Source organism: Stenotrophomonas sp. SAM-B, assembly GCF_013387485.1.
Lineage (GTDB): Bacteria > Pseudomonadota > Gammaproteobacteria > Xanthomonadales > Xanthomonadaceae > Stenotrophomonas > Stenotrophomonas maltophilia_AA.
The window spans coordinates 110,621-124,894 of record NZ_JABBXB010000007.1 but is presented as its reverse complement, the minus strand read 5'-3'; the positions used below and the strand labels follow the sequence as shown (position 1 = coordinate 124,894).

Annotated in this window: 16 protein-coding genes, 1 other RNA gene and 1 riboswitch; of the genes, 12 read left to right on the top strand and 5 right to left on the bottom strand. The window is 69.4% G+C overall.

Annotated features, from left to right (window positions below; all coding sequences use genetic code 11):
* Window positions 1-3: 3 nt before the first annotated feature.
* From HH110_RS15080 to thiL, 11 genes are all read left to right on the top strand, one after another.
* Entirely contained in the window at window positions 4-483 is a 480-nt protein-coding gene (locus HH110_RS15080; RefSeq protein WP_176990419.1) for an RcnB family protein, read from the top strand.
* Between the two features lie 201 nt (window positions 484-684).
* Window positions 685-1,938, top strand: coding sequence for a serine hydroxymethyltransferase (gene glyA, locus HH110_RS15075; protein WP_176990418.1), 1,254 nt, complete (start codon window positions 685-687; stop codon window positions 1,936-1,938).
* 1 nt (window position 1,939) lies between these two features.
* Window positions 1,940-2,365 (top strand): hypothetical protein, encoded by a 426-nt coding sequence (locus HH110_RS15070; RefSeq protein ID WP_176990417.1) that lies wholly within the window; start codon window positions 1,940-1,942, stop codon window positions 2,363-2,365.
* A 4-nt stretch (window positions 2,366-2,369) separates the two neighbouring features.
* Complete coding sequence (locus HH110_RS15065) at window positions 2,370-2,813, top strand: hypothetical protein (protein ID WP_176990416.1); 444 nt, start codon at window positions 2,370-2,372, stop codon at window positions 2,811-2,813.
* A 108-nt stretch (window positions 2,814-2,921) separates the two neighbouring features.
* On the top strand, window positions 2,922-3,443 hold the full coding sequence (gene nrdR / locus HH110_RS15060) for a transcriptional regulator NrdR (RefSeq protein WP_019182518.1): 522 nt from the start codon (window positions 2,922-2,924) through the stop codon (window positions 3,441-3,443).
* Between the two features lie 69 nt (window positions 3,444-3,512).
* A complete protein-coding gene (gene ribD / locus HH110_RS15055; RefSeq protein ID WP_176990415.1) occupies window positions 3,513-4,595 on the top strand; it encodes a bifunctional diaminohydroxyphosphoribosylaminopyrimidine deaminase/5-amino-6-(5-phosphoribosylamino)uracil reductase RibD in 1,083 nt (360 codons plus the stop codon).
* Between the two features lie 188 nt (window positions 4,596-4,783).
* Window positions 4,784-4,928: riboswitch (FMN riboswitch) on the top strand.
* A gap of 75 nt (window positions 4,929-5,003) precedes the next feature.
* Window positions 5,004-5,606, top strand: a complete 603-nt coding sequence (locus HH110_RS15050; RefSeq protein WP_176990414.1) for a riboflavin synthase — start codon at window positions 5,004-5,006, stop codon at window positions 5,604-5,606.
* On the top strand, window positions 5,603-6,700 hold the full coding sequence (gene ribB, locus HH110_RS15045) for a 3,4-dihydroxy-2-butanone-4-phosphate synthase (RefSeq protein ID WP_176990413.1): 1,098 nt from the start codon (window positions 5,603-5,605) through the stop codon (window positions 6,698-6,700). Before HH110_RS15050 ends, ribB begins: the two co-directional genes overlap by 4 nt.
* 131 nt (window positions 6,701-6,831) lie before the next feature.
* Entirely contained in the window at window positions 6,832-7,299 is a 468-nt protein-coding gene (gene ribH / locus HH110_RS15040; protein WP_176990412.1) for a 6,7-dimethyl-8-ribityllumazine synthase, read from the top strand.
* Window positions 7,296-7,775 carry a transcription antitermination factor NusB gene (gene nusB / locus HH110_RS15035; protein ID WP_176990411.1) on the top strand — a complete coding sequence of 160 codons (480 nt, stop codon included), beginning with the start codon at window positions 7,296-7,298 and terminating at the stop codon, window positions 7,773-7,775. The genes ribH and nusB overlap by 4 nt, the downstream gene beginning before the upstream one ends.
* Window positions 7,776-7,783: 8 nt before the next feature.
* Window positions 7,784-8,758 (top strand): thiamine-phosphate kinase, encoded by a 975-nt coding sequence (gene thiL / locus HH110_RS15030; RefSeq protein WP_176990410.1) that lies wholly within the window; start codon window positions 7,784-7,786, stop codon window positions 8,756-8,758.
* 6 nt (window positions 8,759-8,764) lie between these two features.
* Here thiL and HH110_RS15025 read toward each other — a convergent pair whose 3' ends face one another.
* From HH110_RS15025 to HH110_RS15010, 4 genes are read right to left on the bottom strand one after another with little or no spacing between them, the layout of a single operon-like run.
* Window positions 8,765-10,150 (bottom strand): FAD-binding oxidoreductase, encoded by a 1,386-nt coding sequence (locus HH110_RS15025; protein WP_176990409.1) that lies wholly within the window; start codon window positions 10,148-10,150, stop codon window positions 8,765-8,767.
* 2 nt (window positions 10,151-10,152) lie between these two features.
* On the bottom strand, window positions 10,153-10,689 hold the full coding sequence (locus HH110_RS15020) for a metal-dependent hydrolase (RefSeq protein WP_176990408.1): 537 nt from the start codon (window positions 10,687-10,689) through the stop codon (window positions 10,153-10,155).
* Window positions 10,689-11,057, bottom strand: coding sequence for a YraN family protein (locus HH110_RS15015; protein WP_176990454.1), 369 nt, complete (start codon window positions 11,055-11,057; stop codon window positions 10,689-10,691). Before HH110_RS15015 ends, HH110_RS15020 begins: the two co-directional genes overlap by 1 nt.
* 5 nt (window positions 11,058-11,062) lie before the next feature.
* On the bottom strand, window positions 11,063-12,784 hold the full coding sequence (locus HH110_RS15010) for a penicillin-binding protein activator (protein WP_176990407.1): 1,722 nt from the start codon (window positions 12,782-12,784) through the stop codon (window positions 11,063-11,065).
* Between the two features lie 79 nt (window positions 12,785-12,863).
* Between HH110_RS15010 and rsmI the strand changes: the two genes are divergently transcribed.
* The gene (gene rsmI, locus HH110_RS15005; protein ID WP_176990406.1) at window positions 12,864-13,685 is read left to right on the top strand and encodes a 16S rRNA (cytidine(1402)-2'-O)-methyltransferase; all 822 of its coding nucleotides are present in this window, start codon (window positions 12,864-12,866) and stop codon (window positions 13,683-13,685) included.
* 221 nt (window positions 13,686-13,906) lie between these two features.
* On the opposite strand, the gene rnpB is transcribed toward rsmI, so the two are convergent.
* An RNA gene (gene rnpB, locus HH110_RS15000) (RNase P RNA component class A) lies at window positions 13,907-14,257 on the bottom strand.
* Between the last annotated feature and the right edge of the window lie 17 nt (window positions 14,258-14,274).

The following is a 14,274-nucleotide window of genomic DNA, read 5'->3' as shown; positions in this document are numbered from 1 at the left end:
GTCATGCGCATGAATCGATTTGTGGTCGGGGCCGTTGCCTCGCTGCTGGCCTTGGGCACCGTGGCCCCGGCCTTTGCCGATGACCACCGTGGCCGCGGTCACGACCGCCGGGAGTGGCGTGATGACCGCCGCGACAACCGCCACGATCGCCATGACCGGCACGATCGTCATGACCGTCGCGAGGTCCGCCATGACCGCCGTTACGACCATCGCTACGACAATCGTGGTTACTACCGTCCAGGCCCGCCGCCGCCGCGTGTGGTCTATCGCCCGGCGCCAGGGTACGGCTCCTACGGCTGGGCGCGTGGCCACCGCTACCGTGAGTACTACGGCGGCCCGGTCTACGTGGTCAATGATTACAGCCGCTATTCGGTGCGCCGCCCGCCGCGCGACCACCACTGGATCCGCGACGACCGCGGCAACCTGCTGCTGGTCGCCATCGCCACCGGGATCATCGCGGACTATGTGATCAACAACCGGTAAGGCCGGGTCCGGTCACTGCGGAAGTGAACAGCAACGGCGCCCTTCGGGGCGCCGTTCTGGTTTCCCCGGCGGACCATTGCGGCTGGCGTCCTGGTCTGCACGCGGCGGCCCGCCGAGGGGCGGCGCCATTGGTCAGCCCCGCCCCCGCGGACTACAATCCAAGGCTCGCGCTGTACCCCCTCTGCCTGCCTGGAGTAACCGATGTTCCCGCGTGACGTCCGCATCGAAACCTACGATCCCGAACTGGCCAAGGCCATCGCCGCCGAAACCCAGCGCCAGGAAGACCACGTCGAGCTGATCGCCAGCGAGAACTACACCAGTCCGGCAGTGATGGAAGCCCAGGGCAGCCAGCTGACCAACAAGTACGCCGAGGGCTACCCGGGCAAGCGCTACTACGGTGGCTGCGAATACGTGGATATCGCCGAGCAGTTGGCCATCGACCGCCTCAAGCAGCTGTTCGATGCCGACTACGCCAACGTGCAGCCGCACAGCGGTTCGCAGGCCAACCAGGCCGTGTACTTCGCGCTGCTGCAGCCGGGCGACACCATCCTGGGCATGAGTCTGGCGCATGGCGGCCACCTGACCCACGGTGCCAAGGTCAATGCGTCGGGCAAGCTGTTCAACGCCATCCAGTACGGTGTCGACGAAGCCGGCCTGATCGACTATGACGAGGTCGAGCGCCTGGCCCTGGAGCACAAGCCGAAGATGGTCGTCGCCGGCTTCTCGGCTTACTCGCAGGTGGTGGACTGGGCGCGCTTCCGCGCCATCGCCGACAAGGTCGGTGCCTACCTGTTCGTGGACATGGCGCACGTGGCCGGTCTGGTCGCCGCCGGCGTCTACCCGAGCCCGCTACCGCACGCCCACGTGGTCACCTCGACCACCCACAAGACCCTGCGCGGCCCGCGTGGCGGCATCATCATCGCCAAGGGGGCCAGCGAAGAACTGCAGAAGAAGCTGCAGTCCATCGTGTTCCCGGGCATCCAGGGCGGTCCGCTGATGCACGTCATCGCCGGCAAGGCCGTGGCCTTCAAGGAAGCGCTGGAGCCGGGCTTCAAGGCCTACCAGCAGCAGGTGGTCAAGAATGCCCAGGCGATGGCGAATACCCTGATCGCGCGCGGCTACAAGATCGTCTCCGGCGGTACCCAGAACCACCTGATGCTGGTCGACATGATCGGCAAGGATGTCTCGGGCAAGGATGCGGAAGCCGCGCTCGGCCTGGCCCACATCACCGTCAACAAGAACTCGGTGCCCAACGACCCGCGTTCGCCGTTCGTGACCTCGGGCCTGCGCCTGGGTACGCCGGCGGTCACCACGCGCGGTTACGTGGAACAGGACTGCGTGGAGCTGGCCAACTGGATCGCCGACGTGCTCGACGCCCCGGCCGACGAGGCCGTGATCGCCCGCGTCCGCGATGCGGTCAGCGCGCAGTGCCGCAAGTACCCGGTCTACGGCTGATATGGACGAGGGCCGGCAACGGCGTACCTACGCCGTGCTGGCCCTGGTCTGCGGCATCGTGGGGATGGCCGGCGGCGGCACCTTCGCCGCCATCGGGGTCTGGGTCGCGTTCGTCGAACCGGCTTATCTGGACCGGGCCTCGCGCCTGTTGATCGGCGGCTGGGGCGCGGCGGGGCTGATCGGGGTAGGCGGCTGGCTGTGGTTGAGCAGCCGCTATCTCCGGCACGGCCGGGCAGGCCTGCAGGACAGCGGGCGCTGGGCGTGGGGTGCGCTGGCCATCGGCGTGCTTGCCGCCGTGGCGGTCGTGGGAATGGCGTTCTGGCAGGCCACGGAAAGTCCGATGGCCCTGGTCCTGCTGCTGGCGGGGCCGCCATTGATGCTGCCCGCGGTCATGCTGGTGCGGCTGCGGCGCAGCCGGGGCAACTGACCGGATGGACATCCATCGCAGGCGGCAGCGCGCCCTGCTGCTGCACGTCGGTGTGGTTGGACTCCCCCATGCCGTGGCGGCGTTCGTGCTGGTGGGTCTTTGCCTGCGCGACGTGCTCCACCAGTACGGTGGCGCGGGCGACGCGCCGGGCTGGGCAGCGGCGTGGTTCGGGACGGCAAGTCTCATCGTCATGACCTGGCTCACCCTTGCCCGGCGGTGGTGGCAGGGCGGCCCCGGCACGGTTCCGGCAGCGTCGACGGTCTGGTGGGCAGGTCTGCTGCTCGCCCTGGTGGCAACGGGCATTGCCTGGACCGGCCTGGTGCGGTCGATCTTCCACCTTCATCTGTCCGATGCGACTGTGCCAGCCGCTGCCCTGGTCCTGGTGGCGGGGCTCCCGCTGCTCTCCTGCGCGGCGCACCTGCTGTGGTTATGTCGGCAGGCCCGCTAGACAGGGCTGGACTCTGCCCCCGCCCATTTGCTGTAGCCGGTCCCTCTCAGGTACCGTTGCGACGCTGCCGTGACCACGGCATGACGTTTTCCTGATGCAAGGCGTTCCATGTATTGTCCGTTCTGCCAGCATGCCGACACCCGTGTGATTGATTCGCGCGTCTCCGAAGACGGCGCGACGATCCGGCGTCGCCGCGAGTGCGAGGCCTGCAACGAGCGCTTCAGTACCCTGGAAACCATCGAGTTGAAACTGCCGGCCATCGTGAAAAGCGACGGCAGCCGCGAGGCCTTCGACGCCCGCAAGGTCCGCAGTGGTTTCGACCGCGCGCTGCAGAAGCGGCCGGTCCCCGAAGACAAGATCGAACTGGCGGTGCGCGCGGTGATGCAGCAGGCGCGTATCTGCGGCGAACGTGAAATCCCCTCGATCAAGGTCGGCGAGTTCGTGATGAACGAACTTCGCAAGCTCGATCACGTGGGCTACGTGCGTTTCGCCTCGGTGTACCGCAGCTTCGAGGACGTGGCCGATTTCCGCGAGGAGATCGAGAAGCTCGAGCGCGAACTGCCCTCCAGCACCGAACAGCTGCAGCTGCTCGGCGACGTGATCGCGCTGACCAAGAAAAAGAAAGGCTGAGCCGCGCCGCATCACGGCCACCACGGCTGGGCTACCATCGCGGCTGCCTGCCGCCGGACGCCCACCGCCATGACTGACTTCACCGCTCTCGACCACCAGCACATGGCGCATGCGCTGCGCCTGGCCGAGCGCGCCGCGTATACCGCGCGGCCCAATCCGATGGTCGGCTGCGTGATCGCACGCGATGAGGTCGTGGTGGGTGAGGGCTGGCACCAGCGCACCGGCGGCCCGCACGCGGAAGTGTTCGCGCTGCGCCAGGCCGGCGAACAGGCGCGCGGCGCCACCGCCTACGTCACCCTGGAGCCGTGCGCACACCATGGCCGTACCCCGCCGTGCGCGCTGGCCTTGATCGAGGCGGGCGTGAGCCGGGTGGTCGCGGCGATGCGCGATCCGTTCCCGAAGGTCGACGGCGGCGGTTTCGTGCTGCTGCGCGAGGCCGGCATCGAGGTGGCCGAAGGGCTGATGGCCGCGCAGGCGCGCGAACTCAACCAGGGCTTCCTCTCCCGCATCGAACGCGGCCGTCCCTGGGTGCGGGTGAAGCTCGCCGCCAGCCTGGATGGGCGCACGGCGATGGCCGATGGCCGCTCCAAATGGATCACCGGTGCGGCCGCCCGCGAGGATGTCCAGCACTGGCGCGCGCGTGCCGGCGCGATCCTGACCGGCGCCGCCACGGTGCTGGCCGACGACCCGATGTTGACTGTCAGGCTGACCGATACCGAGGTGCTGCCGCCGCTGCGCGTCGTGCTCGATGCGCGGCTGCGCTCGCTGGACTGCGCACGCGTGCGCGAGGGCGGGGCGCCGACCTTGTATCTGCATGACGCCGCGGTCCGTCCGCCGGAGGCTGCCGACGCCGAATTCGCCAGCGTGCCCAGCCATGACGGGCGACTGGATCTGGGCGCGGTGCTGGCCCTGCTCGCCGAACGCGGCATCAATGAGGTGCATACCGAGGCCGGCGCGACGCTCGCGGGCGCGTTGCTGGCCGGCGGCTGGGTCGACGAACTGCTGCTCTACCAGGCCCCGACGCTGCTCGGCGAGCATGGCCGGCCGCTGCTGTCGGGCCTGGGCATCCACGCGATGGACGATCAGCGCCGGATGCGCGTGGTGGATCAGCGCCAGGTGGGCGGCGACCTGCGGTTGCTGCTGCGCCCATAAAAAACGGGTCCCTTGCGGGACCCGTTCGATCATGGCGCGGCGCGGACGCCGCGGCCCGATCAGTAACCGACGCAGGCACCCCTCTCTCCAAGGGTGCAGCGCGCAGTCGGTGAGCTTAACACTTATTTAACTTAAAGCCCCCAGTCAGGGTGCCCTGTTACACTAGCCGGGCCGGTTCGCCGGTACACAAACGTCTTCAGGGCGGGGTGCGATTCCCCACCGGCGGTAGGTGCGCAAGCACGAGCCCGCGAGCGCTTCCCGTTCCCCGGGAAGGTCAGCAGATCCGGTCCGATGCCGGAGCCGACGGTATAGTCCGGATGAAAGAAGACGGTGCGGCCGGGCCTTGCGCTCGGCGTGCACCTATATGCCTTGCGGCGTTTTTCGCTCACTTTCCGCGGAGAACGTTACTTGTTTACTGGAATCATCGAAGGCGTCGGCCGTCTGGCCGCACGCGACACCCTTGGCGGCGATGTCCGCTTCACCTTTGACGTAGGCACCCTGCCGTTCGAGAACGTGCAGATGGGCGAGAGCATCGCCATCAACGGGGTCTGCCTCACCGTCATCGCGCACGACGCCACCCGCTTCCAGGCCGACGCCTCGACCGAGACGCTGGGCCTGACCACGCTGGGCCAGCTGGCCGTCGGCGCCGTCATCAATCTCGAACGCGCGATGCGCCCGACCGATCGCCTCGGCGGTCATCTGGTCAGCGGCCATGTCGATGGCCTCGGCCAGGTACTGTCGGTGCATGACGATGCGCGTGCCCAGCGCTGGCGCTTTGCTGCGCCGGCCGCGCTGCTGCGCTACATCGCCAAGAAGGGCTCGATCTGCGTGGACGGGGTCAGCCTGACCGTCAACGAGGTGGACGAGCAGGGCTTCGAGGTCGCGCTGATCCCGCACACCGTGGCCAACACCGCCTTCGCCGCGACGGCCGTCGGCAGTGCAGTCAATCTCGAGATCGATCTGGTCGCCCGTTACGTCGAACGTTTGTTGGGTGCAGGAGCACGCGCATGAATTTCGCCCCCATCCCCGAGATCCTCGAGGACATCCGCCTCGGCCGCATGGTCGTCATCGTCGATGACGAAGACCGCGAGAACGAAGGCGACGTGATCATGGCCGCCGAGTTGGTCAAGCCCTCGGACATCAACTTCATGGTCACCCATGGCCGGGGCCTGGTGTGCCTGCCGCTGACCCGCGAGCGCGCCGCCGACCTGGGCCTGGCCCCGATGGTCCAGGCCAATACCGCGCAGTTCCAGACCAACTTCACGGTCAGCATCGAGGCCGCCGAAGGGGTCACCACCGGCATCTCGGCCTACGACCGTGCGCACACCATCCGCACCGCGGTGAAGCCGGACGCCAAGCCGGCCGACCTGCACCAGCCGGGCCACATCTTCCCGCTGATCGCCCAGCCGGGCGGCGTGCTGACCCGCGCCGGGCATACCGAGGCCGGCGTCGATCTGGCCCTGCTGGCAGGCCTGGAGCCGGCCGGTGTGCTGGTGGAGATCCTGAACCCGGATGGCAGCATGGCGCGCCGCCCGGAGCTGGAGGTGTTCGCCCGCGAGCACGGCCTGAAGATGGGCTCGATCGCCGACCTGATCGCCTACCGCCTGGCCACCGAGAAGACCGTCGAGCGCGTCGACGAGCGTGAGATCGAGACCGAGTTCGGGCCGTTCACGCTGGTCACCTACCGCGACCGGATCGCCCACGACCTGCACTTCGCCCTGGTCCGCGGCACGCCGGACAGCGAGCCGACCCTGGTCCGCGTGCAGGTTGAAAACCCGCTGGCCGACCTGCTGCACTGGCGCCGTGACGATTTCGGCGTGGCGTCCACCGACGCCCTGCGCGCCATTGCCGCCGCCGAGCGCGGCGTGATGGTGGTGCTGTCCGCGCCGCGCGATACCAACAGCCTGCTGGCCCGCCTGCGCCAGCAGCCGGCGCCGGTCACCCCCGGCAAGGACAAGGACGTGAGCCAGTGGCGCCGCAACGGCGCGGGGGCGCAGATCCTGTCCGACCTGGGCCTGGGCAAGCTGCGCGTGCTGGGCACGCCGCGCCGCCAGATCGGCCTGGCCGGCTATGGCCTCGAAGTGGTCGAGACGGTTACGCCCTGATCGGAACCGCCCCGCGGCGCCGGGATTCGCCCGGCCCCACGGGGCGTTCCCAGGCTGCATTGAGAACGCGCGGCCCGCGTAGGCGGCCCGCGCGCGTTAAACTAATCAACCTTTTGGATCCCCCGCCGAACATGAGTCACTACGAAGGCGACCTTCGCACCCCCGGAACGGCCCGTTTCGCCATCCTCGCCAGCCGCTGGAATGCCCGCATCACCGACGTGCTGGTGGCCGGCGCGCGGCAGAGCCTGGCCGGCAACGGGATCGACGAGTCCGCCATCGACGTGATCCGCGTGCCCGGCGCATGGGAACTGCCGCTGGTCGCCGCGCGTCTGGCGGCGGCCCATCAGCATGCCGCGATCATCACCCTGGGCTGCGTGATCCGGGGCGATACGCGCCATTACGAACACGTGGCCGACCGCTGCGCCGAGGGCCTCATGCGCGTGCAGCTGGACTTCGGCGTGCCGGTGCTCAATGGCGTGCTGGCGGTGGAGCGGGTCGAGGATGCCGAAGCCCGCGCCGGCGGCAGCCACGGCAACAAGGGTGAGGAAGCCGCACTGACGGCGTTGGAAATGGTCAATCTTCTGGAGCAGCTGCCATGAACAAGTCAAACCAGGGCAAGCCTGCTGGAAAGCCCGTCCGCCGCGATGGCGTCGACCCCGTGCTGCGTTCGCGCGCCCGTCGTCGTGCGCTGCAGGCGATCTATGCGTGGCAGATCTCGGGCGGCAACGCGCAGAGCGTGATCGCCCAGTTCGCCCACGAGCAGGCCCGCGAAGTTGCCGATCTGGCCTACTTCGAAGCGCTGGTCCACGGCGTGCTCGACAACCGCAAGGATCTCGACGCGGCGCTGGATCCGTACCTGGACCGCGGCATCGAAGAAGTGGATGCGATCGAGCGCGCCGCGCTGCGCGTGGCCGCCTATGAAATGCGCTTCCGCCTGGACGTGCCGTACCGCGTCGTGATCAATGAAGCGATCGAATCGGCCAAGCGTTTTGGTTCCGAGCATGGCCACACCTACGTCAATGGTGTGCTGGACCGCGCCTCCGTCGAGTGGCGCAAGGTCGAATCGGGTCACTGATCCGCCGCATGTCGCTTGCCGAATTTGCTCTGATCGACCGCATCCGTGCGCGCACCACCGCGCGGGCCGATGTCGTGCTCGGCATCGGCGATGACGCGGCGCTGCTGCAGCCGCGTGCGGGTGAGCAACTGGTGGTCACCGTCGATACGCTCAACAGCGGCGTGCATTTCCCGGCGGAAACCCAGGCCTACGACGTCGGCTGGAAAACCCTGGCGGTGAACCTGTCCGATCTCGCCGCGATGGGCGCCCGCCCGGCGTGGTGCACGTTGGCGCTGTCCCTGCCGGACGCCGACGCGGACTGGATCGAGGCGTTCGCCGATGGCTTCTTCGCCCTGGCCGACGAACACGACATCGTGCTGATCGGGGGCGACACCACGCGGGGGCCGTTGTCGCTGTCGGTTACCGCGATGGGCCAGGTCGCGCCCGGCCAGGCCCTGCGCCGTGATCGCGCGCAGGTGGGGGACGACATCTGGGTCAGCGGCAGCCTGGGCGATGCGGCCGGCGCTCTGCGCCTGTGGCAGCAGAACCGGTTGAAGGTGGCGGTCGCCACGCTGCTCGGCGATGACGAAACCTTGCGCCAGCGCCTGCTGCGTCCGACCCCGCGGGTGACGCTTGGCCTGCGCCTGCGTGCGTACGCGCATGCGGCCGTGGACATCTCCGATGGCCTGCTCGCCGATCTGGGCCACATCGCCGCACACAGCGAGGTGCGCGCCGAGGTCGATGCCGATGCATTGCCGATCTCACCGGCGCTGCGCGCGCTGCTGGGGCGCGATGGCGCCCGCGACTGTGCGCTGCGCGGTGGCGATGATTACGAACTGTGCTTCACCGTCGCGCCGTCGCAGCGCGCGGGAATCGAGGCCTTGTCGGCGTCGTTGGGCCTGCCGCTGACCCGCATCGGGCGGATCGTGGAAGGGCAGGGCGTGCACTGCGCCGATGCGGACGCCACCGATGGTGGCTACGAGCATTTCGCCGCACGCCGTTAGAACGGCTTACACCGGCGGCAGCACTTTCCCGGGGTTGAGAATCCCCTCAGGATCCAGCGCGGCCTTGATCGCGCGCATCGCCGCCAGCGTGGCCGGGGTGAACGCCTGCGCCATGAAATCGCGTTTGGCCAGGCCGATGCCGTGTTCGCCGGAGAGCGTGCCGCCCAGCGCGAGGGTCAACGCGAACACGCGCGGCAGCGCCGCATGTGCGCGTGCGTTTTCACCGGCATCGTCCGGGTGGTAGAGAATGTTGACGTGCAGGTTGCCGTTGCCGGCATGGCCGAAGGTGACGATCGGCAGATCAAACTCCGCCGACAGCGCCTGCACCCCGGCGACCAGCGCGGGAATGCGCGAGACCGGCACCACCACGTCTTCGTTGATCTTGCCCGGGGCGATGCTGCGCAGCGCCGGTGACAGGGCCTTGCGCGCGGCCCACAGGGTTTCGCGCGCGCTGCCTTCCATCGCCACGTCCAGCGCGATCAGACCGTCACCTTCGGCGGCCGCGGCCAGGGCCTGCAGCAGGTAGGGCAAGGTATCGTGGTCGCCGTCGGCCTCCACCAGCAGCATCGCGCCGGCCTCGGGCACCTCGGCCCCATTGCGTCGCAGCAGCTCAAGGCTGCGCGCATCCATGAATTCCAGGCGGGTGGGCACCACCGGCTGCGCCATCAGGCGAGACACCGCCTGCGCGGCGGCATCCGCATCGCGGTAGAGCACGCGCAGACCGGCCTGCGTCACCGGCAGCGGGGTCAGCTTCAAGGTGGCTTCCACGATCAACGCCAGCGTGCCTTCGCTGCCGACCAGCAGGTGGGTCAGGTCGTAACCGGTGGCGTCCTTCGTGTACGGGCCGCCGCAGGTGATCAGTTCGCCGGCGCCGGTGACGGCGACCAGGCCGAGCACGTTGTCGCGGCTGGTGCCGTACTTCACCGCGCGCGGTCCCCCCGCATTGCAGGCGAGGTTGCCACCGATGGTGCAGATCTCCGCACTGGAGGGATCCGGTGGCCAGAACAGGCCGTGCGGCATCAGCGCCTGCTGCAGGTCGCCGTTGAGCACGCCGGGTTCGACGATCGCGCAGCGGTCGCCGGGCTGGATGGCGAGGATGCGGTTCATGCGCGCGAACGAGAGCACGATGCTGCCTTCGATCGGCACTGCGGCGCCGGTGGTGCCGGTGCCCGCGCCACGCGCGACCAGCGCGATGCGGTGCTCGCGGCAGGCGCGGACCAGGGCGACTACCTGCTCGCGATCGCGCGGAAACGCCACGCCGGCAGGACGCGTATGCCGCCAGGAGTTGTCCTGCGCATGTGCCTCGAGTGCGCGGTCATCGGTGCGCCAGTCGTCCTCGCCCAGCAGGGCGTGCAGGGTGGCAGCGAACGCGGCGGGCAGGGCAGGGGTCATCATCAGGTCCGGGAATCCAGGGGCGCGCGTTGGATCGCCCGCCAGCCGATCACGGCCAGCGTCAGGGGCAGCCAGACCCAACGCAGTTCGGAAAGGACGGTCGCCATGCCGCGCGCGCTGAAGAACTGCGGCGCGAAGGGCGAGACGCGGATCGGTCGCCACGGGGCGAAGAAACGTTCGCCACTCCACGGCCACCACAGCGCGACGCCGAGACCGCCGGAGGTCAGCGCATCCAGCAGCGGGTGCGACAGCGCGCAGATACCGACGAACGCGGCCGCCTGCACCGCCGTGGCGCGCAGGCGGCGGTGCAGCAGCGCGGCGAGCAATGCCATCAGCGCGGCGAACAGCATCGAATGACTGGCGCCCCGATGGCCGAAGCCGTCGGCATAGGGAATGTGCAGCGCGAAGGCGAGTACGTCCGCATCCGGCAGCATGGCCGCGACGACGCCGGCGGCGAGCAATGGCGTGGCGATGCGGCCGCGATCGGCGGCGCACCACAGCGCCAGCGGAATGGCGGCGTGGGTGAAGATGGAGGGCATCAGCAGTCTTCCAGCCGGAACGCGTCGCGCAGCCAGTTCAGCTGCGGCGGATCGCCACTGCCTTCGACCACGTCGAAACGGCAGGGCTGCTCGGCGAGCCAGGGATGCGACTGCAGGAACAGCTGCGCGGCGAGCACCAGCTTGCGTCGCTTGCGCCGATCCACCGAGGCCGCGCCGCCACCGAAGCGGTCGTTGGCGCGGTAGCGCACTTCGACGAACACGACGACGTCGCCGTCGCGCATGATCAGGTCGATCTCACCGCCGCGATAGCGCGCGTTGGTGGTGACCGGGCGCAGCCCGGCATCGCGGAGATGGGCCTGGGCGGCGGCTTCCACCGCCGCACCACGCACCGCGCGCCCGGTCGGCACGTGCTTCAGTTGCTGGTGGCGATCGGCATCGGCCGGCCACCGCTGAAGGTCGACCACGCCGGCACCCGCAGCACGTTGCCGTTGCTGTCCAGGAACAGGGTGCCGGTAGCGCCGGCCAGGCCGCCTTCGGTCGCGACCTTGTCCAGGTAGGCGCTGATCTTCCAGGCATCGAAGCCGAACGCGAACAGGCGGCCGGACGCACCGCGCGCCGAGGGCAGGATCTGGCCGGCGGTGGAGGCGGCCGGCAGGCCGGGCACGCCGCGCACGTTCCAGGCTTCGTTCGGATAGACGATGCCGTCCAGCGCCATGTCTTCCTCTGGCTTGCCGGTACCGACGGTCAGCTGCGAGGTACCCACGCGGGTCGCACCACCGGCGCCGGCCAACGCCAGCTGCGGGGTCAGCGCACGCGCCTGCGGGGCCTTGACCGCCAGCAGCACGCCATCGATGGCGCCGGCGCCACGCACCTGCGCACCGATGTCGCCGACCGTGTCGCTCACGCCGATCGTGGCCACCACCTGGCCACCGCGCTGCGCAAAGCGCTCGCGGAAGGCGGCGGCGGCACGGCGGCCGTTGTCGTCGTTGCTGTGGATCACCAGCACCTTGCTGCGCTCGCGCCCGCGCAGGTACTCGGCGGCGATGATGCCGTCGTCTTCCGGGGCCAGCGAGAAACCGGCGCTGCCAGCCGGCGGGGTGTCCTTGCCGCGGTTCAGGGCGAGCACCGGCACCGGCAGCTCGCGGCGGCCGAACACGGCATCCACTTCGTCGCGGCCGAGCGGGCCGACGATGAAGTCGGCACCGGCGGTCACCGCCTTGTCGTAGGCGGCCACGGCACCGGCGGCGGTGCCGGCGGTATCGATGAACTGGATGTCCGGGCGGCGGCGGGTCTCACCGTAGTAACCGCTGAGCAGGCCATCCCGGACCGGCTGCGCGGCAGTGGCCAGGCGGCCGCTGAGCGGCAGCAGCACGGCCATCTTCACCGGCGGCCGGTAGCCATCGCTCATCGCCGGCGGGCGCTTGCTGGTATCGAACTGCGAGGCACCTTCGCGATCGAACGGCCGCGGCAGCGGCAGGCCGCGGGCGATCAGCGCACGGCCGGCGAAGTTGTACAGGGGCTCGTTGGCCGGCAAGGCCGCCGTGCGGGCGCGGAGGGTGGCATCGTCCAGCGTGCCGAGCAGGCCGGCGATGGCCTGCTGGTTGTCAGCGCGCGCCTTGCCGGTCAGCGCGGCGTGGGCACGGGCGCGCTCGAGTGCGGCACCGAGGTTGTCGCCGGTGGCCTGCAGTGCGTTGGCGCGGGCCAGCTGCCAGCGCGTACGCAGCGCGGGCGTCACTGCTTCGGACGGTTCTTTCAGCGCGGCCAGCGCCTGTGCCGGCTGCTTGTCGGCCAGGGCCAGTTCGGCGGTGGTCAGCTGGTAACGCTGCAGGCTGGGGCCGCTGAGCTGGCGCGCGGTGACCTGGGCCAGCAGGGTGCGGGCGCGGGCGGCATCGCCGGCTTCGTGCCAGGCGAACGCGGCATCGGCCAGCGCGGCGCTGCGGGCACCGCCGCGCAGGGTATTGGCCAGCGCTTCCAGCTGGACCGCCGCATCGCGCGGCTTGCCCTGCTCGATCAGCGCCAGGGCCTGGCTCTGGGCCGGTGATTCCGGCGCACTGGTGAAGCTGGTCGTGGCGCAGCCGGCAAGCAGCATCAGCGACAACGAAAGGGCGGAGATCCGTACGACGGGCTTGTTCATGATCAGGTCCATTCGATGGGGGCAGCGGCCGTGGCCGGGGAACGGTACGATTCTACCCTTGACCACGGAAGAGCCGCTGATGAGTGCTGTCCCCACGCTGTATGTCGTTGCCACCCCGATCGGCAACCTCGCCGATCTGACCCCGCGGGCACAGGACGTGCTGCGTTCGGTGGCCGCGATCTGCGCCGAGGACACCCGCCGCTCCGGCCAGCTGCTGGCCCACTTCGGCATCCAGCAGCCGCTGGTGGCGCTGCATGACCACAATGAAGAAGCGTTGTCGCAGCGGATCGTGGCGCGCCTGCTGGCCGGCGAGTCGCTGGCGCTGGTCAGTGATGCCGGCACGCCGCTGGTCAGCGATCCGGGCTATCGCCTGGTCCGCGCGGCGCGCGAAGCCGGGATCAAGGTCAGCCCGATTCCCGGCGCCTGCGCGGCGATCGCCGCGCTCAGCGTAGCCGGTCTGCCGAGCGACCGCTTCACCTTCGAAGGCTTCCTGCCGGCCAAGGCCTCCGGCCGTCGCGAGCGCCTGCATGCGCTGGCCGGTGAAACCCGCACCCTGGTGTTCTACGAATCCTCGCACCGGATCACCGAATCGCTGGCGGACATGGTCGCTGCGTTCGGGCCCGAGCGGCCGGCGGTGCTGGCGCGCGAGCTGACCAAGCTGTTCGAGACCGTGCTGGACGGTGACCTGGCCTCGCTGCTGCAGCAGGTCGAGGCGGACGACAACCAGCGCAAGGGCGAGTTCGTGGTGATGGTGCAGGGCGCGGCCGACGACGATGAGGCCCAGCTGGTCCAGGGACGGCGCCTGTACGCCAAGCTGAGCGAGCACCTGCCGCCCTCGACCGCGGCCAAGCTGGCGGCGGAAATCACCGGCGCCCCGCGCAAGGCGTTGTACGGCAGTTGAGCCGCCGGCCGGTGGGCAACAGCGCTTGGGGATGCCGTGCCGATGCCGGAACGTAGAGCAGCCGACCAACGGTCGGCTCTACCGGAGCGCTATCCGAAGCAACAGCCCCCTTTAGTAAAGGGGGCGCGGCGACAGCCGCGGGGAATTGGACGCTGGTGGCGCCCGGGGCCCACGGTTTGCATCGCAAACCGTGGGGCTTCTTCGCGGCATCGCGAAGAAAGCGGCGGAGCCGGCCGATAAGCCGGGTTTTGTCGTGGACAGTCATTCTTCTAGGCGCTGCGTCACCGCAGCGCTCAAGCAACCTACCCGGACCCGACGCGGGCCACGCCATTAGGTCCCTATTTGGTCTTGCTCCAGGTGGGGTTTGCCGTGCCGGTCTGTTACCAGACTCGCGGTGCGCTCTTACCGCACCATTTCACCCTTACCGGCTTCCCGAAGGAAACGTAGGCGGTATCTTTCTGTTGCACTTTCCGTCGGCTCGCGCCGCCCAGGCGTTACCTGGCACCTTGCCCTGTGGAGCCCGGACTTTCCTCGGCATCCGCAAGGGATGACGCGACTGTCTGGCCGACTCCGCCGCGCGCATTGTCCC

Bases quoted from the DNA above. Each gene is read 5' to 3' on its own strand.
- nrdR (WP_019182518.1), top strand. From the start codon at position 2,922: ATGTATTGTCCGTTCTGCCAGCATGCCGACACCCGTGTGATTGATTCG.
- nusB (WP_176990411.1), top strand. From the start codon at position 7,296: ATGAACAAGTCAAACCAGGGCAAGCCTGCTGGAAAGCCCGTCCGCCGC.
- HH110_RS15025 (WP_176990409.1), bottom strand. From the start codon at position 10,150: ATGACCCCTGCCCTGCCCGCCGCGTTCGCTGCCACCCTGCACGCCCTG.
- ribH (WP_176990412.1), top strand. From the start codon at position 6,832: ATGAGTCACTACGAAGGCGACCTTCGCACCCCCGGAACGGCCCGTTTC.
- HH110_RS15010 (WP_176990407.1), bottom strand. From the start codon at position 12,784: ATGAACAAGCCCGTCGTACGGATCTCCGCCCTTTCGTTGTCGCTGATG.
- thiL (WP_176990410.1), top strand. From the start codon at position 7,784: ATGTCGCTTGCCGAATTTGCTCTGATCGACCGCATCCGTGCGCGCACC.
- ribB (WP_176990413.1), top strand. From the start codon at position 5,603: ATGAATTTCGCCCCCATCCCCGAGATCCTCGAGGACATCCGCCTCGGC.
- ribD (WP_176990415.1), top strand. From the start codon at position 3,513: ATGACTGACTTCACCGCTCTCGACCACCAGCACATGGCGCATGCGCTG.
- glyA (WP_176990418.1), top strand. From the start codon at position 685: ATGTTCCCGCGTGACGTCCGCATCGAAACCTACGATCCCGAACTGGCC.
- HH110_RS15070 (WP_176990417.1), top strand. From the start codon at position 1,940: ATGGACGAGGGCCGGCAACGGCGTACCTACGCCGTGCTGGCCCTGGTC.
- HH110_RS15020 (WP_176990408.1), bottom strand. From the start codon at position 10,689: ATGCCCTCCATCTTCACCCACGCCGCCATTCCGCTGGCGCTGTGGTGC.
- HH110_RS15065 (WP_176990416.1), top strand. From the start codon at position 2,370: ATGGACATCCATCGCAGGCGGCAGCGCGCCCTGCTGCTGCACGTCGGT.
- rsmI (WP_176990406.1), top strand. From the start codon at position 12,864: ATGAGTGCTGTCCCCACGCTGTATGTCGTTGCCACCCCGATCGGCAAC.
- HH110_RS15080 (WP_176990419.1), top strand. From the start codon at position 4: ATGCGCATGAATCGATTTGTGGTCGGGGCCGTTGCCTCGCTGCTGGCC.